The organism is Bartonella tribocorum CIP 105476, from assembly GCF_000196435.1.
Lineage (GTDB): Bacteria > Pseudomonadota > Alphaproteobacteria > Rhizobiales > Rhizobiaceae > Bartonella > Bartonella tribocorum.
This window is the reverse complement of the sequence record NC_010161.1, coordinates 1,635,492-1,656,658: the sequence shown is the minus strand read 5'-3', so window position 1 is coordinate 1,656,658 and position 21,167 is coordinate 1,635,492. Positions and strand designations below refer to the sequence as shown.

At 36.4% G+C, this 21,167-nt stretch carries 11 protein-coding genes and 1 tRNA gene; 4 read left to right on the top strand and 8 right to left on the bottom strand.

Annotated elements, in window-relative coordinates; all coding sequences use genetic code 11:
• Window positions 1-161: 161 nt before the first annotated feature.
• Window positions 162-1,088, bottom strand: a complete 927-nt coding sequence (locus tag BTR_RS07445; protein WP_012232026.1) for a D-2-hydroxyacid dehydrogenase family protein — start codon at window positions 1,086-1,088, stop codon at window positions 162-164.
• 1,038 nt (window positions 1,089-2,126) lie between these two features.
• On the opposite strand from BTR_RS07445, the gene BTR_RS07440 reads away from it, so the two are divergent.
• From BTR_RS07440 to ilvC, 3 genes are all read left to right on the top strand, one after another.
• Window positions 2,127-3,248 (top strand): ATP-dependent DNA helicase, encoded by a 1,122-nt coding sequence (locus BTR_RS07440; protein WP_012232025.1) that lies wholly within the window; start codon window positions 2,127-2,129, stop codon window positions 3,246-3,248.
• A gap of 84 nt (window positions 3,249-3,332) precedes the next feature.
• The gene (locus BTR_RS07435; protein WP_012232024.1) at window positions 3,333-4,067 is read left to right on the top strand and encodes a pyridoxine 5'-phosphate synthase; all 735 of its coding nucleotides are present in this window, start codon (window positions 3,333-3,335) and stop codon (window positions 4,065-4,067) included.
• 947 nt (window positions 4,068-5,014) lie between these two features.
• Window positions 5,015-6,034, top strand: a complete 1,020-nt coding sequence (ilvC, locus tag BTR_RS07430) for a ketol-acid reductoisomerase (protein WP_012232023.1) — start codon at window positions 5,015-5,017, stop codon at window positions 6,032-6,034.
• Between the two features lie 124 nt (window positions 6,035-6,158).
• Here ilvC and BTR_RS07425 read toward each other — a convergent pair whose 3' ends face one another.
• From BTR_RS07425 to BTR_RS07400, 4 genes are all read right to left on the bottom strand, one after another.
• Window positions 6,159-7,550 (bottom strand): amino acid permease, encoded by a 1,392-nt coding sequence (locus BTR_RS07425; RefSeq protein WP_012232022.1) that lies wholly within the window; start codon window positions 7,548-7,550, stop codon window positions 6,159-6,161.
• Window positions 7,551-8,413: 863 nt separating this feature from the next.
• Window positions 8,414-9,814 carry an amino acid permease gene (locus BTR_RS07420; RefSeq protein WP_012232021.1) on the bottom strand — a complete coding sequence of 467 codons (1,401 nt, stop codon included), beginning with the start codon at window positions 9,812-9,814 and terminating at the stop codon, window positions 8,414-8,416.
• 1,364 nt (window positions 9,815-11,178) lie between these two features.
• Window positions 11,179-11,787, bottom strand: coding sequence for a fumarylacetoacetate hydrolase family protein (locus BTR_RS07410; RefSeq protein WP_012232020.1), 609 nt, complete (start codon window positions 11,785-11,787; stop codon window positions 11,179-11,181).
• 1,347 nt (window positions 11,788-13,134) lie between these two features.
• Window positions 13,135-14,703, bottom strand: coding sequence for a TerC family protein (locus BTR_RS07400; RefSeq protein ID WP_012232019.1), 1,569 nt, complete (start codon window positions 14,701-14,703; stop codon window positions 13,135-13,137).
• A gap of 435 nt (window positions 14,704-15,138) precedes the next feature.
• Between BTR_RS07400 and BTR_RS07395 the strand changes: the two genes are divergently transcribed.
• Window positions 15,139-15,214 (top strand) — tRNA-Lys (locus tag BTR_RS07395).
• 592 nt (window positions 15,215-15,806) lie between these two features.
• Here BTR_RS07395 and BTR_RS07390 read toward each other — a convergent pair.
• The 3 genes from BTR_RS07390 to secD all read right to left on the bottom strand — a co-directional run bounded on the left by BTR_RS07390 (window position 15,807) and on the right by secD (window position 21,141).
• Window positions 15,807-16,760 (bottom strand): lysylphosphatidylglycerol synthase transmembrane domain-containing protein, encoded by a 954-nt coding sequence (locus tag BTR_RS07390; RefSeq protein ID WP_012232018.1) that lies wholly within the window; start codon window positions 16,758-16,760, stop codon window positions 15,807-15,809.
• A 24-nt stretch (window positions 16,761-16,784) separates the two neighbouring features.
• Complete coding sequence (locus tag BTR_RS07385; protein ID WP_012232017.1) at window positions 16,785-18,527, bottom strand: cation:proton antiporter domain-containing protein; 1,743 nt, start codon at window positions 18,525-18,527, stop codon at window positions 16,785-16,787.
• Between the two features lie 100 nt (window positions 18,528-18,627).
• Window positions 18,628-21,141, bottom strand: coding sequence for a protein translocase subunit SecD (secD, locus tag BTR_RS07380; protein WP_012232016.1), 2,514 nt, complete (start codon window positions 21,139-21,141; stop codon window positions 18,628-18,630).
• Window positions 21,142-21,167: the final 26 nt, after the last annotated feature.

Here is a 21,167-nt window from a genome sequence, read left to right as displayed (position 1 = left end):
AGTGATTTTATGCTAATGACATAAAAATCTGTCAATACGATTGGTATTAATATGAAAGCTAAGAAATATGCTTAATTTAAGGAAATAAGCTGTTATGTGTCGTGCAAATTTGATACGCTAGCGTTATAAGATGAATTTTACAAACGTTAGCTCAGCCGGCATTAAGCGCTCTTCATAAAAGACTCTATATTTTGGCAAGCTTTTTCAATGTAATTTTCAAAGCTTTCTCCAGTTACATAACCAAGATGCGGTGTGCAAAGAACTCTATCTGATTGCAATAATTTGCTCTCATATACCGGCTCGCTGTCATAAACATCCAGTGCAAAATAAATTGAATTTTCCAAACTTAGTATTTTTTCTATCGCCCCTTTTTCAACCAAAGCTGAACGTGCTGTGTTGACAAAAATAGCATGAGGTTTCATATTCAATAGATTATCTAATTGTATGATTTCTTTGGTTTTATCGCTTAAACGTAAATGGACGGATATAATGTCAGGACGTGTAAAAAATTCATCTTTTGAATACGTAAAATGATAACCTAAATCTTTTGCTTCTTGCGTTGCACGCTCGCTTCCATAAACCAAAATGGACATGCCAAAAGCTTCAGCATATTGAGCAACCATTTTACCAATACGCCCAAACCCGTATATTCCAAGAGTAGCCCCTTTCATTTGGTTGCCAAATGTTGTTTGCCATTGTCCTTTTTGCATATCAGACACAGATTTACAGAGTTTTCTACGCGCAGACATCATTAAGAGCCACGCAAATTCAGCAGCAGAAGTTGGATCTCCACCACCATCTAATATTTCAATTCCTAAGTCTCTACACGCTTCTATATCAATATGTGAACCTATAGGGCCTGTTTGGCAGATTAATTTTAAATTTGGCAGTTTCAGGAGAAGATTTCTATCAACTCTAGTCCGTTCTCTGATTAAGATAAGAATATCGATCTCTTTGAGCTTATCTTCTAAATCACATTCTTTCGCTAAATTATTTATAACCAGCACTTCATGCGATTTCATCAATTTTGTAATAGACTGTAATGTTAGGGTGGCTTTTTGATAATCATCTGGAATTAATATTTTCAATTTAAACCTCCCGTTTCACTCATCAATATTGGCGCTCATTATTTCATTGCTAAAACAACCAAAAAGCAAATCTCACCGCGGATATTTTGACATAAAGTCTATTAACAAATTATCTCCCTTGATTTCATTGTTATTTCTAGCAATAAGAATAGTATTAATCAGTTCGTTTTTATAAACTTTAACACATTGCGACAAAAAGAAAAAGTTTGACTCAGGAGATGGATAATTGCATTTTTCTCATATTCTGGAGGATGAATTTGAAGGGCTACCCTGGACATGAAACCATGTCCCAGTTTTCTTATAATAGACTACCAAGAAGGCCATATTTACGAACCAGATTTTATTGTCGAAACAGAAAAAGCGATATATTTGTGCGAGATAAAGCGTGCTTCATATAAGCGTGATGTTTCTCTTTATTCATTGAGATATAACTTATTTGTCGTATGAAGAGTAAATTTATTAAAATCATGATAAGAGGGAGAGAAGACCTTTATAGGTGTATTATCATAGGATTCAGTCGTTTTGTTGAGAGCTATTTCTATTTCTGCCAAAAGGTTTTTGATATATTTAATTATTATTTCGCCATAGTGGATGTACTTTATTTTTATGTGCAAGAAAGTTGATTGATTATGTAAAATAGTATTCGTAAAATTACATTATTCTTATCCTGTTAAGGACATTTTTTCTAGCGAGGGTTTTGCAATGGCAATGCTCTTTTTCTCATTCTCAATTTTGGTTAGAAAAAGCGTGTATAGGTGTTATTTTAAATTTAAGATATGCATATTCCATTGTTGGTGTTACTGTTGTAAAAAGATGATATTTTATTTGATAAGTATAAGGTGTTAGCAAGGAGATCGATGTATAGATAAATTGCTATTGTTATAATATCTTGAAACGCAATGGGTAAATAATTGATAATTGTGCTACGAAAGTTGTTAGATGAGCGTGTGTCAGCAATTCTTAATAAAAAAGTTTTTCTTGATAGTCGGTTTTTTTCAAAATACTGCTCTTTTTATGCAAATCTTATGTTGGTAAGCTATGCAGTTTTCACGGGAACAGGATAATGCATTGAAGGCTGTTGCCGCGTGGTTGAGGGAAGGGCGTTCTCCTCTTTTTCGCCTTTTTGGCTATGCGGGAACCGGTAAGACGACGCTTGCGCGCTATTTTGCAGAAACAGTTGATGGTTCTGTCCAGTTTGCTGCTTTTACAGGGAAGGCGGCGCAGGTTTTACGTTCTAAAGGTGCAAGCAATGCTTGTACGATTCATTCTCTTATTTATTGTCCACGTGGAGAAGAGGAAGTTTCCGATGAAATTACGGGAAAAAAGTCTATTGCTCCAACATTTACATTAAATCGAAGAAGTGCTGCCGCACAAGCTAAACTCATTATTGTTGATGAGTGCTCGATGGTCGATGAACAATTGGCACGTGATTTAATGAGCTTTCGGACACCAATTCTTGTTCTTGGTGATCCAGGTCAATTGCCTCCTATATCTGGTGGCGGTTTTTTTTCCAATGGGGAACCAGATTTTCTTCTTTCAGAAATTCATCGCCAAGCGCGGGATAATCCGATTATACGTCTTGCTATGGATGTGCGTGAAGGACGCGATATTGCTTATGGTGATTATGGAGAAGCGCGCGTTGTGACACGTAAAGAGGTCAATCAACAATTGGTTTTGGAAGCTGATCAGGTCTTGGTAGGGATTAATCGTACGCGCCACCTTTATAATCAGCGTTTGCGTATGTTAAAGGGATTTACAGCAGATTATCCGCAAGCGGGAGATAAGCTTGTGTGTTTGCGCAATGATCCTCCTAAAGGTTTGTTAAATGGCTCTTTATGGAAGGTGATGACTTCACAGAAGGAGACAGTTAAACCAAGCATTAATCTTCTTGTAAAACCAGAAGAAAGTGAGCGTGGGGTAGCAAAGATTAAACTTTTAAAAGCAGCGTTTGAAAATCCTGATCAGGAAATTTCATGGCAATTAAAAAAGCGCTATGATGATTTTGATTATGGGTATGCATTGACGGTTCATAAAGCGCAAGGTTCTCAATGGAATAACGTTGTTTTGTTTGATGAAAGCTTTGCATTTCGTGATATGTATGCACGCTGGCTTTATACGGGAATTACCCGCGCAGCAGAGCATTTAACGATTGTTCGATAGAGAAAATATGTGTATCATCTGAAATTCAGATGGAAAATGCCTTTTTTCTATCTTGTTACACACTGTAGAAAAATGGAAATAGGCATGGCGGTAAAACTTTCGGTTAATCTTAATGCTGTTGCTGTTTTGCGCAATCGACGTAATCTTCCGTGGCCAAATATCAAGAATATTGGGCATATAGCGCTTGCCGCTGGAGCGGCAGGTTTGACAGTCCATCCACGCCCCGATGAAAGGCATATTCGTTTTGCGGATTTGCCAGATATATACGGTTTAATAAAGAACATTTTTCCTCCTGCTGAGTTTAATATTGAAGGTTATCCAAGTGATCAATTTTTGGATATCGCTGAAAACTATGCCGATCAGATGACGCTTGTTCCTGATGATCCAGATCAGTCAACGTCTGATCATGGTTGGAATTTTGCTCATGATGCAGAATTTTTAGCCCCTATTATTCAGCGTTTAAAAAAAAGAAAGATTCGTGTGTCACTTTTTGCTAACCCTACTATTGATGGTCTTGATATTGCTAAAGCAATAGGGGCTGATCGTGTGGAATTTTACACTGGACCTTATGGTGCTGCATTTCAGGACAAAACAACACAAGATCAAGAGCTCAATAAACTTGTTTTAGCCGCAAAAAGAGCCAAAGAGTTGCAGTTGGGTATGAATGCAGGACATGATCTTACGATTATGAATCTTCCTGCTCTGGTCAAAAATATTCCTTGGCTTGATGAAGTTTCTATTGGCCATGGGCTTATTGCTGATGCGTTGGAGTATGGAATGCATAAGACTGTTCAGCGTTTTATCCGGTTATTATCGTAATTTTTCTCTCTATAAAAATTGGAAAAGAGATTTTTATAAAGCTTTGCCAATTTATCTTAAAACATAATATATGTTTAGATAAATAGCATTAGCGTGTATTATAAATACTCTATTGCTGCTCTGTTTTTGGTCGTTTTCTATCTTTTGTTTTTGAGTGTATGGGATGTTTTTTATTCGTGGCATCCATTATGAGGAAGTTTTAAAATCTTCTTTTTGTGAATAGGCTTAAAGCAATAAGAGCTATTGCAACATTGAGAGCAAGAAAATCGAATGATGATATCGTCTTATCGCTTTATGAAGTAAAGAGGGTGGTGCGCAATAAATCTTAGATTATTAAAATTTTAGGTTATTATAGGGGCCTCTTGAAAAAGGCTCGAGCGCATTAAAATTTTTTATAAGAGCACCCTGTAAATAATACAATGGCGGTATGGGGGCATTCTGTTTCTCGTGAGAGGCGTGGATATTAAAGAATGGAAAAAGTAAAAGCATCCTTTCCATTATTCTAAAGATCTTTTTGTATATGCTTTTAAAGGTTGTATTAAAACAATACTTGTTATTTTCTAATTTTTCTTGCTATCCGTATTGATTTGGTTCATGTTAGAAATTGTATGTTGTATCTTAATTTTTAGGATATAATGTTTTGTTGTGCGATAGAAAAATAGAATCTTAGCAGATATATTTTCTTTAGAAATATTGCTTTTTTGTAAGTACCATTTTTGTAGGACAGCGGTTGAAGTTTATTTGGGGATCCGTATATGTTTTGGGAATGTCTGGGGACCACAGGTTTTTCTATACAATATGTAAACTTTAAAGATTATTCAATTACTGTGTTCTTATAAGCGGCATTTTTTTGTCTTTATGAGTATGTGATGCACTGAAGATAATGTTTCTTATTTAATAAATTTATCTGAAATCTAGTTTAAATAGAAAAAGAAGGAAGTGTTTTTATGCGTGTTTATTATGATCGTGATGCGGATATGAATCTCATTAAAGGGAAAAAAGTGGCCATTGTTGGTTATGGTTCTCAAGGGCGTGCGCATGCTTTAAATTTGAAAGATTCTGGTGTCCAAAATGTGCAAATTGCTTTGCGTTCAGGGTCGGAAACAGTTAAAAAGGCTACGGCTGATGGTTTTGAAGTGGTGAGCGTTGCTGAAGCAGCAAAATGGGCAGACCTCATCATGATGGCAACACCCGATGAATTGCAAGCTGATATTTATAAAGAGCATATTCATGACCATTTACGTGATGGGGCAGCGGTTGCTTTTGCCCATGGTTTGAGCATTCATTTTGGCTTGATTGAACCTAAAAAAACCGTTGATGTTGTGATGATTGCTCCTAAAGGTCCAGGGCATACTGTTCGTCATGAATACCAACGTGGTTGTGGTGTTCCTTGTTTAATAGCGGTGGCACAAGATGCTTCAGGGCATGCTCATAGTGTAGCATTATCTTATGCATGTGGACTTGGTGGTGGACGTGCTGGGGTGATTGAAACAACATTTAAAGAAGAGTGTGAAACTGATCTTTTTGGTGAACAAGCAGTTCTATGTGGTGGTCTTGTTGAACTGATTCGAGCAGGGTATGAAACGCTAACACAGGCAGGTTATGCACCAGAAATGGCTTATTTTGAGTGTTTACATGAGGTTAAACTGATTGTTGATCTCATGTATGAAGGGGGCATTTCAAATATGAATTATTCGATTTCTAATACAGCTGAGTGGGGCGAATATATGTCTGGTCCACGTGTGATTACGGATGAAACCAGAGCAGAAATGAAACGTATATTGAAAGATATTCAAACAGGTAAATTTACATCGAATTGGATTCAAGAATATAAAGCTGGTGCTGCTCATTTTAAAAGTATGCGGCGTTTAAATGATAATCATCCTATTGAAGAAGTTGGTAAAAAACTTCGTTCTATGATGCCTTGGATAAAATCTAATGCTTTGGTTGATAAAGAGCGTAATTAAAGCCTCTAGGAGATATTTTTTCACGCCTATAGTTTTATAAACAAATATCAAAAAAGGGTAACTTGAGTTACCCTTTTTTGATATGTTTTTTGCACATAGGTTTTATTTTTTAGGGGCTTTATTTTTAAGTTTTTGCATAATTCTTTCTTCCAAAAAGAAAATATACAATGCCTAAAAATATAAACCATGTTGGCGTGTATTTTAAAGCTATGGCGGTATCTGCTTCTAATGACAATAAATAAATAATGAATGCAAAGAAAACGAGAAGCGCCCAACACATAACAACACCTCCTGGCATTTTATAAGGAGAGACAGTATGCTGGAGAGGACGATTGCGACGATAGACGATATAGCTGATCAAAATGATAGACCATACAAAGATAAATAAAGTTGCGGCAATCGTCGTAACAATTGTAAAAGCAGCTATGAGGGTTTGAGATAACGATACAATTGCATAACCTAATAAGATGCATAAACATGAAAACAATAATGCGTTGGCTGGAACGTGGTTACGAGAAAGTTTTCCTAAAAATTTAGGAGCTCCTTTTTGTGTCGCTAAACCATATACCATACGGCTGGTAGAAAAAATTCCACTATTTGCTGAAGAGGCGGCAGCTGTGAGGACAACAAAGTTCATCAAACCGGCGGCAGTTGGAATACCAATCAGTGCATACATGGTTACAAATGGGCTTTTTTCTGGACTTATTTGATCCCAAGGTATCACAGACATAATCACAAGAAGAGAGACAATATAAAAGAATACAATGCGGACTGGTATTGAATTAACAGCCTGTGGTAAAGCTTTTTGAGGTTCTTTTACTTCAGCAGCCGCTGTTCCAGCGAGTTCAATGCCAACAAAAGCAAAAATAGCAATTTGAAATCCAGCAAAAAAGCCTGTAATTCCTCGTGGAAAAAGATTTCCACCATTCCATATATTGCTAAGGGAAGCAACTGACCCATTTGGAGAGACAAAGCCGGTGAAGATCATATAAAATCCCACAACAATTAAGACTAAAATTGCTACGATTTTGATAAAACCAAACCAGAACTCAAGTTCGCCAAAGAGTTTTACGGCGACGAGGTTGAGGATTAAAAAGGACATAAGCCCAATGATAACAGGAATCCATGGATTGAGTTCAGGCCACCAAAAGTGTGCATAAGTGACAATAGCAATAATTTCAGCAGTTCCAGTGACAATCCAACATAACCAATATGTCCAGCCGATAAAGAAACCAGCACATGGTCCTAGGAGATCAGTGGAGAAGTCAATAAAAGATCGGTATTGTGTATTAGAAAGCAATAATTCCCCCATAGCACGCATGACAAAGTATAGAGCACAACCAATAATCGCATAAACGAGGAGGATTGAGGGACCTGCTACACTGATTGTTTTTCCTGATCCCATAAAGAGACCTGTTCCAATCGCTCCACCAAGGGCTATAAGTTGTATGTGGCGGTTATGTAGTCCACGTTGCAATTTCTTCTTAGTTTTTTTTTCTAAATTTTGTTTGTTCATTTTTGGGAAGTTCCCTTTAGTTATTTTAAGATGAAAATTACCCTAAAAAAGGTAATTCTTTCTATCGGAACATGATATGGTTAAGGAGTAAAGGAATTTTTTTCTATGAATTTATATAAATAAAGAAAAAATTTTATTAATTAATGTTATAATTATTTTATGAAAAATTAATATCATATAAATTTTAGTATAAAATTTTAATTTTTGGACATTTATACACATTTAATATAAATATATATTATAATTATATTAATTAATTAGTATTAATAATAAATAATATATCTGTATATATTAATTTAATAAATATATTTATTATAATAATTTTTTAACATATAAAAACTATATTAAAAATAGTTTTTAAAAAATAAGAATTACCATTTATTTAAAAAAAGAAAAAATATTTTCATAGAAACTTTTGTTGTTGTAGATGACTGTTAAGATATATTCCATTTAGAGATGTGTTTTTAATCTTGAAAAAAGTTGCATAAAAATTTGGGGGGTATGTAAACTCTAAATATTTTATTAGTAAACAATTTAAGTGAACTTTATAGAAAATTCTTTACAGAATAACTCATGTCTTATCCTATTATGCTGTACAACACCGTTGTTTAGAGTAGTGATAGAGGAAAACTCTACACATTAGGTATTTTTAGAATGAGTGGTGGGTGAGTATTCAGGGCAGGGGGCTCCATAGAGCCTTATGTAGCTGAACCATATAAGTGGTCAACAGCATCTCCCTTGACAAGTCAGATTGTTTACAAACCGGCGCAGAGAGGAATCCTCTTCTTTTGAAGTGTGAGGAGGAGGTTAAGGAGAAAAAGGGTAACTTTAGTTACCCTTTTTTGAGCCGTTTTGTATAGATGTTATTTGTTCTTTGGAGCAATTTTTTTTCTTATAAACATAAAATACATTATGCCTAAGAAAATAAACCAAAAGATGCTGTATTTTAAAGCTATTAGGGTATCATGTTCTAATGTTAACAAATAGAGCATGAAAGCAAAAAACACTAACACAATCCCGCACACAATGATCCCTCCCGGCATTTTGTAGACGGATTCAGCATGTAGATGAGGGTGATTGCGACGATACACAATATAGCTAATCAAAATAACGGACCATACGAATAAAAATGCAATCGCTGAAATACTTGTCACAATTGTAAAAGCACTTATGATGCTTGGAGATGATGATGCAATTGTATATCCTACTAAAATACATAGGCAGGAAAAGAATAGAGCATTGGCTGGAACATGGTATTTAGAAAGCTTTCCTAAAATTGGAGGAGCGCCTTTTTGTGTTGCAAGACCGTATATCATACGGCTGGTGGAAAAAATACCACTGTTTGCTGAAGAGGCTGCTGAAGTGAGAACAACAAAATTGACCAAACCAGCAGCTATTGGAATGCCAGCAAGCCAAAACATGGAGACAAAGGGGCTTTTATCTGGAACGATTTGATCCCAAGGTGTAACTGACATAATCACAGCAAGAGAAAAGATGTAAAAGAGGACAATACGCACCGGTATTGCATTAATTGCTTTAGGGAGAACTTTTTTAGGTTCTTTGACTTCAGCTGCTGTTGTTCCAGCAATTTCAATCCCAACAAAAGAAAAAATGGCAATTTGAAATCCGGCAAAAAAACCTGTAATTCCTCGGGGAAATATATCTCCACCATTCCATACGTGACCAAGAGAAGCGACAGTACCATTGGGAGAGGTAAAACCTGTAGCGATCATATAAAATCCAACAATAACTAATGCTAAAATCGCTACGACTTTGATAAGACCGAACCAGAATTCAAGTTCACCGAAAAATTTTACAGCAAGAAGGTTAAGGATTAAAAAGAAACCAATGCAAGCAAAAACAACAATCCATGGATTAAGTGTTGGCCACCAGAAATGCATATAGTTAATGATAGCAATAATATCTGCAGCTCCTGTCACAACCCAGCTTAACCAATAGTTCCAGCCAACAAAAAAAGCGATTCCTGGTCCTAGCATATCGGTTGAGAAATCAATAAGAGACCGATATTGTGAATTAGAAAGCAATAATTCTCCCATTGCACGCATGACAAAGTATAGGGCACATCCAATAACAGCATAAACGAGTATGATGGAAGGGCCGGCTACACTAATCGTTTTTCCTGATCCCATGAAGAGCCCTGTTCCAATAGCCCCACCAAGGGCTATAAGTTGTACGTGACGGTTATCTAGACCACGTTGCAGTTTCTTCTGAGGATCGTCTTTTAAATTTTCTTTACGGTTCATTTTTTGGGGGTTCCCTTTAATTATTTTGAGATTAAATTATACTAAAAAAGGCATTATTTCGTATCGAAGCATGATATAAATGAGGTGTAAAGGAAAAAAACGTTTTTTATGATTTTGTGTGGATAACGACAAGAAGATGGTTTAAAAAAAAGAGAGTGTTTTCCTCTTAAATAAGCTGATAGATATTTGGAGCGGGAGTTTATTTGTTATTTTGATAACAAATAAATGGCTAAAAAAAGGCATCACCCTATAGGAGCCTTTAAAGTTATTTCAGAAAGTTGTTAGTTTTATAATCAATATGTTGCTATTGATGATAGAGAGAGTTTTAATTTTACCGAAGTAGCATTAGAGCGTTGGCATCTTAAGTATAGGGAAAAGTCTTTAGTGATAGAAAATACATGATTTCTAAAATCAATGTTTTATTTTTTATGATGCTATTATAAGTGAAAAGGGGGAAACTTTTTTCACAAAAGAAAAGAGGGGTGTTTTAGCTTTTTTCTAAAGTGGTGAATAAGAATTTCATTTAGATATTGATAAAACGTTGCGATAATTTCATATCGCTTATACAAAAGTTTTTGAGACTACGATAAAAAAGCAATGTTCTTCAGTTTTACAGAGAAAATAAGAAAAAATTCAGGATTATATAAGCTCTGTGAGAGGTTTGACTATTCATAGTGAAAGACAACATCATGAAAAGATTACTCTGTTAGCTTTGCAACCTCTTATCAAAAGAGGAAGTGTTATCCAAAGAAAATGAAAAAAGAAAATAGCGATAAAACTGTTCCTGTTGCACTATTAATGCATCCTTTTATTTTTTTCTTTTTTAAAGTGGCGCTTGCGAATGATATAAAAATGGTCATTAAAGTAAACCATGCAAAGATGTTGAAAGAATGTATCGTTACAAGTTCAAAGCCTTTTTTATGCTACTGCCAAAAGCTAAGAATTTTGGAAAGGCTGCTATGTAAAATATTGGTACTTTGGGATTTAGTATTTGTGTTAAAAAAACCGTCCATATAGCTGGTAAAAAGCTTTGTTTTACCGACAATGCTTTTTTCATTCGTTGATATTCTTTCTTTTGAATTTAAGCTATGTATTCCAGATTTAATCGATTTAAAGCCCATATATAATAAATAGCAGCTTCCCATGAGTTTTACTAAAAGGAAGAGCGTTTTGTTGTTGAGAATGCGTGCTGATACACCTGGAAAACGCTCCATGTGCATATGTTGCTGTACACAATCTTAAGACGTTAGCAAATGCCTTCTTTTTTACTAACCTTGTTGCATGATCAATTATTAAGAACCATATTCGGTCCCGGTGAGATGACTAAAAAAATGAAATAATGAAAAAGGTCAGTATTTGATGACTCATTTTACTTTTAGCTCTGAGATTAATTGATCTTCAAGATAGAGTTCTATTCTGTCAAATTTAGAGAGTTTTCCTACTCCTTGTGGAGTGCCTGTATATATGATATCACCACGCCTTAGCTGAATGTAGTGACTTAAAAATGATATTATTTTCTCAAAGCTAAAGATCATATTTTTCGTATTGCCAACTTGCCTTATCTCGTTATTCAACTTCATTGTAAAGGTTATTGGGGCCTTAATTTTTTCCTTGTTTATGAAATCAGAGACGTACGCGGCTCCTTTAAAACCTTTAGACAAAAGCCAAGGAAGCTTTTTTTCTTTTAATTTTGTTTGCAAATCTCTTGCTGTTAGATCAAGACCTACCGCTACAGCATCATAACATTCTTCAGCTTCTCTTTCATTGACCATAAAGGTATCCTTTGAGATTCTGAGCACAATCTCAGTTTCGAAATGTATTTCTTTGGAAAAATCAGGAAGATCAATTTGATTTCCTAAGATGAGTGAACTATTCGGTTTGCTAAATATAACAGGTTCATCTTCAACAACATTCCCCATTTCATGAACATGTTCAATATAATTGAGTCCGACACAGTAAATATTATTAATCATAGGAAACCTCCAAGTTTTTCTTTTCCTTTTATATAAAAAAGATATCACTAGGGAAACAATATTTTTTCTTATATCGATATGTGTGATTTTAAAAAAAATATGTATTATATGGATTAATGACCAATCTTGAAGATAACCAGAAAGTATCGTTTCTCTAAGCTTTAATGAGAGGGGGCTATTGGGTGGTTCTATGGGGAAAATATCAGGGAATGCGTGGAACTTAGGATTTTCGCTTAGATGCTTTCTAAGCAATCAAAATCGCTGAATATTTTATCCTTTTGAGGTTCACAAAGATAGCTTTTTTTCTACTCTTTTGGAGGCATTTTGAATGAAATATTCCCATATGTTTTGTTGGTAAGAGGGAGGTGTAGTGATACCATATCAGATTATTCTAGACGTGCATTTCTATCTTTTAAAAGTTTTGACGTTGAGTGATTTAGCGAGATCTTCATCTTTATGGGTCATAGACAAGAATTTTGAATCTAAAAAGTCTTAACGTTTTAGCGTTTCTTTTCCTATTTTCCCGAACACAGCCAACTCAATGGTTTTATGTTTGAGACGGCATATTTTAAGATTGTTTTCTTACGATGTTTTATCATATTTTTTGCTAAATCGTCGGCGGTTTCGTCTATACAAGAAGAAGGGTGTTAGCAAATTCAACACCGTGTTTTCTTAGCTCTTCTTAATCTAATTGTTCACAACCGATACCAAATCGTCCTGCTATTTTACATTTATGCAATTTCTTGGCTGTTTTCTCTGTTATTTTTGCATGCCAGATTAATAAGACATCAATTTTTCCAGAATTTCATCAGGAAAGTTGTCTTCATTTTAAGAGTTGAAGAAATAAAATTAAGCACCCAAGTCAGTCAGAGGTTTGTCAAACTCACTTATTTCAGTTATTCTATCGGTTATAGCGATTTTCATTGTAGTTATTTCTCTGTAATCGATAACCATCAAATCTCTAAAGCTTTTTTCATCATTTATTGATGAAATTGCAGATGCTGAATGGTACATTTCCAATTCATCGAGCAATATACTCTCTAAGTTTCTTTTCAAAACGATCTCAGGGTAGAGCTCAAAGCCGTTTTCATCAGTTAAGTGAACTTATCAGTAATCGCCTATCCTAACACGGCAATCTGACCTTTGAAAGCTGCTTTTTTGATGTGAAAGTGACAGAGTCTTTTAATGAAAAAAACGATAAATAATTATTATGAATCATTATATTGTATAAAGTCATTCTTTTTTAAGATTAATAACCATTGATAAATAATTTTGCACATTTTCTCTTTTAGTGATCTTCGCAAATCATCAGTGAAAACTTTTTACTTACTTTATAGATCAAAAGAATCAGCTTTTTTCTGGTAAAACAAGTGGAGAAATAAGGATTTTAGATATGTTTCGGCGTTCCATTTCAATTACTTTAAAGCATAAACCATCCGTTTCAAAACTTTCTCCCTCATTTGGCAAATGACCAAACTGCCAAAGCATAAAGCCTGCCAGAGTCGTATAACGATCTGCTTCATCAACAAGATTACGCCCAAGATAACCGCTTAAACGGCGGATATCAGCATATCCCTCGACAAGAAGGCTGCCATTTTCAAGTTGTTCTGCGATCATGAGCTCTTCATCATCATCAGGAAAGTCTCCTGCAATAGCTTCAAGAATATCGGTTGGTGTTGCAATCCCTTCAAAAGATCCGTGCTCATCAACAATAATTGCAAGCTGAATCGAAGAATGACGTAATTGCTCCATCAATCGTAAAACACTTGTGTTTTCATGAACAACAAGGGGTTCTCGCATCGCTTTTTTCCAATTAATCTTTTTACCCTCAGCCAAATTCAAAAGAAGATCTTTTGTTAACGCGACGCCAACAAATTCATCCACTTTTTCACGCGCAAGAATTAAGCGGCTATGTTTAACCTTTTGTAATTCTTCACGCATTTCATTTTCATCAGCATTTAAATCTAACCACTCAATCTCATTTCGAGGCGACATGATAGAGCGAACAGGACGATCAGCTAAATCGAGAACACCACGAATCATCTCCTTTTCTTCTGGTCTAAATAACTCAGAAGCTGCAGCCTGTTCAGCAATGACATCTACAGTTTCAGCAAGATGACTATCTTTACTGCCCCCTCCTAAGAGTCTTAAAACAGCACCAGCGGTTTTACTGCGTAGATCATTTGTTGTAATCATCTTTTCTCGGTTACGACGTCCAATTTGATTAAAAGCTTCGATGAGAACAGAGAAACCAATAGCAGCATACAAATATCCTTTGGGAATATGAAAACCAAATCCTTCAACAATGAGCGTAAAACCAATCATCATCAAAAATCCAAGACAAAGGATGACAATAGTGGGATGACGATTAATAAAACGCATGAGAGAGCCAGAGCCACACATCATCACTCCCATAGCAGCAATGACTGCGATATACATAACTGCTGCTTGCTCTTTTGCAATCATACCTGTTGCGGTAATAATACTATCGAGAGAAAAAACGGCATCCAGCACTACAACTTGAACAATGACTTGCCAAAAAACAGCATAAGCAGCGCCTGTTTTTCTTTCATGCGATACTCCTTCTAATCTTTCATGCAATTCTAATGTTCCTTTTGCTAGCAAAAAGGCTCCACCACCAATTAAAATAAAGCTATGCCAACTAAAGACAAAAGATGAAAGTGAAAGAATGACCGTATCGAGTCTCATAACCCACCCAATAACTGTAAGAAGGAAAAGCCGCATGATTAGTGCTAAAGTAAGACCTATCAAGCGTGCACGGTCACGCAAATGCAATGGCAATTTTTCAGCTAAAATTGCAATAAAGATAAGGTTATCTATTCCTAAAACAATTTCGAGAAAAACCAACGTGATCAAACCAAACCACGCATGGGGATCTGTGATCCATTCTATCATTTCTCACCTTTTAAAAGCTTAAAAGCGCGTGATTGACAAAAAAAATTCATAGGCTTTAATTCGTGCATAGGACCATGAACTTTGAATGTAAAAAATTTACATTCAAAGAAAAAAACAGAAAAATATTGCTTAAACGCATATGATTATTGATAAAATGAAACGATGCCCCATTCCGCTGACAACGACAAGAAGGTTCCTCTAAATTTTGTTCGGGCATTATGCTCGATAATCCTCCAACGATAGATTCTGTATGACAATCAGAACATTTATTTATAGAGCTTCTTATAATGGGTCTATTTTTATATAAGATCAAGTGGTGAATATCATATTTTAAATCCTACAGACGATAAGGCTATTAAAAAACAACAAAATATCTAGACATCTATCCTTAGGAGCGTTATAGAAACGCTTATTCTCGTCTTTTGGGAAGCTCATGGGTGATTAGCTCAGTCGGTAGAGCAGCTGACTCTTAATCAGCGGGTCGTGGGTTCGATCCCCTCATCACCCACCATTTATGTTGTACTCTAAATAATTTATTGGTTGTGTAAAAATTTTTAGGATATAAGAGGCTAAGTGAAACTGAGGAGTAGGAGTAAGCCAGCACGCCACGCACTTTGCGAGCTCTTGGGTGTTATACCGGGTAGCTTTTGGCGTTTGAGACTCTTCAGAAAAGGCATTTTTAGTCCTTTCTTGCACAGTTTTACTTCACACGGTCCTTCCCGCTTGTGATGTGCAAGCGAGTGTTTTTTATTGGATTTACCATAGAATAGGTTTGAAATGAGAGAATCTTATGGGGTTCAAGGTTCTCATTTAAGTTGAGTAATGATAAATTATCTTTATAAATCAATGTTTTGTATGTTGTAGAAACGATTTTCTATACGGATAGATATTTTTAATTTTATGGGAGTCTTTTTGCGGGAAAATAGACAAATATTTCTATGTTTTTCTCAGGGGGCAGCTTCTTATAAAGGGAGCCTTTCAGGTTTGAAAGTAAAAAAGATAAATACAAATAACAATTGTATTCTTTTACATATGCAATTGAACTCCGGCATGATTATATCATTTATGGGCACACAAAGAAGAGGACATTGATAGCCTTTTATTTATTTAGGTGGTGTTTTTGGGGCTTTTTTCCAATATTGTTGCGCTTCAAAAATGGCGACCACAAATAATGAAATGATGAATGGTATGATCAAATAAAGTATTCTAAAGACAATAAGTGCTGCGATAACATCCGTTGGATTTACATTGGGCATACCTGTTATGAAGAGCGCTTCAAGAACGCCTACGCCGCCTGCTGGAGCATTGGAGAGAAGCGTTAGCGTAAAAGATGCTAGGAAAACACCAAGAACAGAAATAAAATGAATATCTGCATTGTAGGGGAGAACAGCATAGATAATTCCTGCTGCTCCTAAAAGCTCTAGGGGGCTAATGAGGAGCTGTTGAATAACAATTTTTAGCCGTGGATAGGAAAGCTGAATTTTCTTGCCCAAGCGTAAGGGGTTCAATTGAAGCCAGCTCCCAAACGTATAAAGTGCTACGCAACTGAGTAAAACTGCTCCAACTGTTGTTCCAAGCCATTCAGGAAGTCCTTCATGAATGAGGGTGATAATTTCGGGTTGCAGAACCAAAACGATCCCCAACAGTAAGATTGTGCCAATTATAAAAGTAAAAGAGCAAAAACCTACTAATATGGCGATTTCTGTTCCATTTAATCCTTTCATTTTATAAGCGCGATAGCGCACAATGGCACCAGAAAAAACAGAAGCGCCGATATTGTGTGAAAGAGCATAAGTTGTAAATGAACAGATAGCGATAAAAATCCAAGAAATTTTATGGCCTAGATGTTGCAAGGCAATGCGATCATATCCAGCAAGAGCAGCATAAGCAAGGAGAGAACATAGACAGGCTAATAACCAGTGCTGTGCATTTAAATCGCTCAAACGTTCCAATACGTCTCCAAACGAAATGGCAGAGAGCTTTATATAAAGAATCCGAATAGATATCAGCATTGCTAAGATACCAATTAAGGGCCATATAAATTGCTTTATTTTCACGCTTCTTTATCCATTTTATGTTTTCTATAAATTTTTATGATTATGCATATTCTTTACAGATTTTGGTTCTGTTATATGCTTTATGATGCCATTGGCAATTTCTTCATCATCCGTTACTACAACATCAGCACCTAAATCAACGAGATAAGCTGTTTCTGTGTCCGATAATGCATGAGTGATTATTGGGATATCCTTCTTCATATCACGTATATTCACAATACATTCTCCTACTTCAATGGTACTTCGCATTGTAATAACAACTTTATGTGCATTATTTATATTGGCTGCGTTCATGATTTCTTGTTGAATGATATTACCGCAAATAGCTTCAAAGCCGTCTGAAATTGCTTTATCAGAAAGGCGTTTTGATTCTTCTACAATTACGATAGGTTTATCTCTATTTATTAAAGATAATGCAATACACTTACCGATACGACCATAGCCAATAATGACGATATGGTTGTTTTTTAAGGTCATTGGTAAAAAATCTTGATCTGGATCTTGTGGATCAATATCAATGATTGTTTGGGTATTTTGTGAAGAGGCAGAAAACTTTTCTAAACGCTTTTTAATTTTATTACAGGCAATGAAAACAAGAGGATTGAGCAAAATAGAAAAAATTGCTCCTCCAAGAATTAAATCATGAGCGTCATTGTTTAAAAGTCCTAAGCTTAGACTTAAACCAGCAAGGATAAAGGAAAATTCTCCGATTTGGGCAAGACTTGCAGCAATCGTCAAAGCCGTTGCATTCGAATAGCGAAAAGCTTTAACGATGAAAAAAGCAACAGCAGATTTTCCAATGACGATAATGAATAAGGTTGCTAAGAGAGGAAAAAAATGAGTCAAGAGTTTTTCTGGGTCAAATAACATGCCTACAGAAACAAAAAAGAGAACAGAAAAAGCATCACGCAGGGGTAAGGATTCTTCAGCGGCACGATGACTTAATTCAGATTCGCTCATGACCATACCGGCAAAAAAAGCACCAAGAGAAAGAGAAACACCAAATAAATGAGCAGCTCCGAAAGCTACGCCTAGGGCAATAGCAAAGACGCTAAGACGGAATAATTCACGTGATCCCGAGTGTGCGCTCATTTTTAAAAGCCATGGGATAACGCGTCGTCCAATGACGAGCATCAGTGCGATAAATATAATTACTTTCAAGATGGTGAGACCAAAAACACCCCAAATACTTAAATCCAACCATTGAACGAGAGGATCCAATGTTTCTTTATTGGTACTGTTAAGGGTGCTTGCTAAGGATGGGATGAGAACAAGGATAAGGACCATTGCTAAATCTTCAATAATCAACCATCCAACGGCAATGCGCCCTTTTTCTGTTTCAATAAGATGACGTTCTTGCAAGGCACGTAACAGGATAACAGTACTTGCTATGGATAAAGCAAGACCGAAGATCAAACTTCCGCTAAGGCTCCATCCCATAATCAGACCAAGGCATAAGCCTAGAAGAGTAGAAAATGCCATCTGCGCAATAGCAGCGGGGACAGCAATCGCTTTGACAGATAAAAGGTCTTTTAATGAAAAGTGTAATCCAACCCCAAACATGAGCAAAATAATACCAATTTCAGCGAGTTGGTTGATAATAACGGAATCTATTTTAAATCCGCCTGTATTGGGCCCCACGATAACGCCAGCTAACAAGTAGCCCACAAGGGGTGAAATCCGCAAACGGCTAGCAATCATTCCCAAAAGAAATGCTAAACATAAACCGGCAACAATGGTTGTGATAAGTGGTGTGTCGTGGAGCATGGATTATTTTCTATTCTTGATTAAAAAGCGAAGGAATGAAGATATCTCTTATTTCTTTGAGATGGGAGGAATGATGTATCATATGAATTAAAGGACATTTTCATTTCGCTTTAGTATTTACACGATTACTGCGTTCACGCCACCAATTTCCGAGCAGGAGTAAAATAGGTGCAGCGATAAAGATAGAGGATGATGTTGCAATAATAATCCCAAAGACCATAGGCAATGCAAAATTATGAACAGCACTTCCACCCCAGATCGCCATGGGAAGCATAGCAAGAATTGTTGTGGCTGATGTAAAAAAGCAACGGACAAGAACCTGGTTAATTGACAGATCAATCAGCTCACGCAACGGCATTTTTTTATAAAGGCGCATATTTTCGCGCATTCTATCATAGACGACAACCTTATCATTTATAGAATATCCAACAATTGTTAAGAGCGCAGCGATGGCTGTTAAATTAAAATCAAATTGAAATAAAGCAAAAAAGCCAATCATTTTTGTGGTGTCTAGAATGAGTGTGACAATGGCTCCAATGGCAAAGAACCACTCGAAGCGTAACCATATATAGAGAGTCATAGCAATAGCGGCAAGAATAACAGCCGTAAAGGCCGCTGTGGCAAGTTCGCCTGAAATTTTGGGGCCAACAACTTCTATTTGATCAAATGTAGTATCGGGATAGATATTTTGTACAGCTGTTTTGACTTTATCAATGGCAATGGTTTGTTGTGCTTCGCTCCCACTTTGTTTCTGCATGCGAATGAGTACGGTGTTTTCGTTATCGATATTTTGCAGGGTAATTTCACCAATATTAAGGACAGAAAGCTTGGAACGCAGGGTTGCTAGGTCTGCTGGTACTTTTGTGGTAATACTCATTTGGCTGCCGCCAATAAAATCAATTCCGAAATTCAAGCCAGGCTTAAAAAAGAGAAAAACTGAAGCGATTGATAAAATAATTGAGACACCAATACCAATGAATCGCGCTTTCATAAAATGGAAAGTTGTATTTTGAGGGATAATGCTGAAAGCAGAGTGAATATGCAAATTTTTGATTTTCCATTTACGAACAATCCAAATCATGATGATGCGTACAATGGTGATATTGGTGAACATAGAGATGATAATACCAAGCAACATTGTGACGGCAAAACCACGAACGGGACCGGTGCCAAACCAAAATAGTAAAACAGTTGCTATAATTGCTGTAACATTTGCATCAACAATGGTTGCAAAAGCCTGTTTAAAACCACGATCTAGAGCTGCAAAAGCACTCACACCTTTTCGACTTTCTTCACGGATACGTTCATTGATGAGAATATTCGCATCAACGGCAATACCGATGCCTAAGATAATACCAGCAATACCAGGCAGGGTTAGCGTCGCACCGAGGAGACTGAGGGCGGCAAATGTTAAAATCGTGTGGAGCGCTAGTGCTATATTGGCAATCAATCCCCAAATCCGGTAGAGAAGAAAAATAAAAATTGCAACAAGCATAAAGCCGATTATGCCTGTGTAGAGTCCCATTTGGATGGCATCAGCTCCAAGATTTGGACCTACCGTTCTCTCTTCAATGACCGTGAGTGGGGCGGGAAGGGAACCAGCACGGAGCAGAGCAGCCAGAGTTGAGGCTTCTTTGGCATCAAAGTTTCCGGTAATTTGACCTTGTCCATTGGGAATGACACTATTGATGGTAGGCGCTGTTAAAACCTTATTATCCAGAACAATAGCAAAAGGACGGTTAATATTTTGTCGTGTTATATCGGCAAATATTTTTGCACCAGCCGAATCTAGCGTAAATGAAATAATAGAACGTCCTGGAATTTGCGGGTCGAAACCAGCACGGGCGTCTTTAAGGACATTTCCATCTAAGGCAATTTGATCATAAATTGCATAACGTTGTGTTTCATCCGTATATCCAGGAAGAATGGAGACACCTATAGGGGGATTATTGGGATCCACATTAGAAGGAACAAGATGAAAACTCATCTTAGCGGTTGTACCTAAAAGATCTCGCAGTTGTTTTGGATCTTGTAAGCCAGGCAATTGGACCATAATACGATCATTTCCAACTTTTTGGATCGCTGGTTCTGAAACACCAACTTGATCGATACGGCGACGGATGATTTCTAAGCTTTGTTCAATAGCGTTGCTTACGCGATCTTTTATACCTGCCTCCGTTAGTGTGACGCGCAGTGTTTCATTTTGAGCACTAATTGTGATGTTATGTTCTGTCGTACCAAAGCTACTGTGTATGGGGGTTATTAATGTTTTTAAAGCAGCGCGTGCTTTTTCAGTTTGTGATGCATCAGAAATGAGGACAACAACGCTATCTTCAATGATACGAACACTTGAGGTACGGATTTGTTTTTCACGCAATGTATTGCGCACGTTGCTTAAAACGATGTGTAATTGATCGCGTTTTAACGTTTTGCTATCAACTTCGAGCAGGAGAGAAGAGCCTCCTTGAAGATCAAGACCAAGGGCTACACGGGTGTCGGGTAAGAATTTTGAATTTTTAACTTGTTCGTGTGAAAATAAATTCGGTAAGGCAACATAAATGCTGCTCAAAAGAATAAAGCAATAAAGGGTAGTTAACCAACCTGGTGTACGCATGATATATTCCGCTAATAGGCAATCTA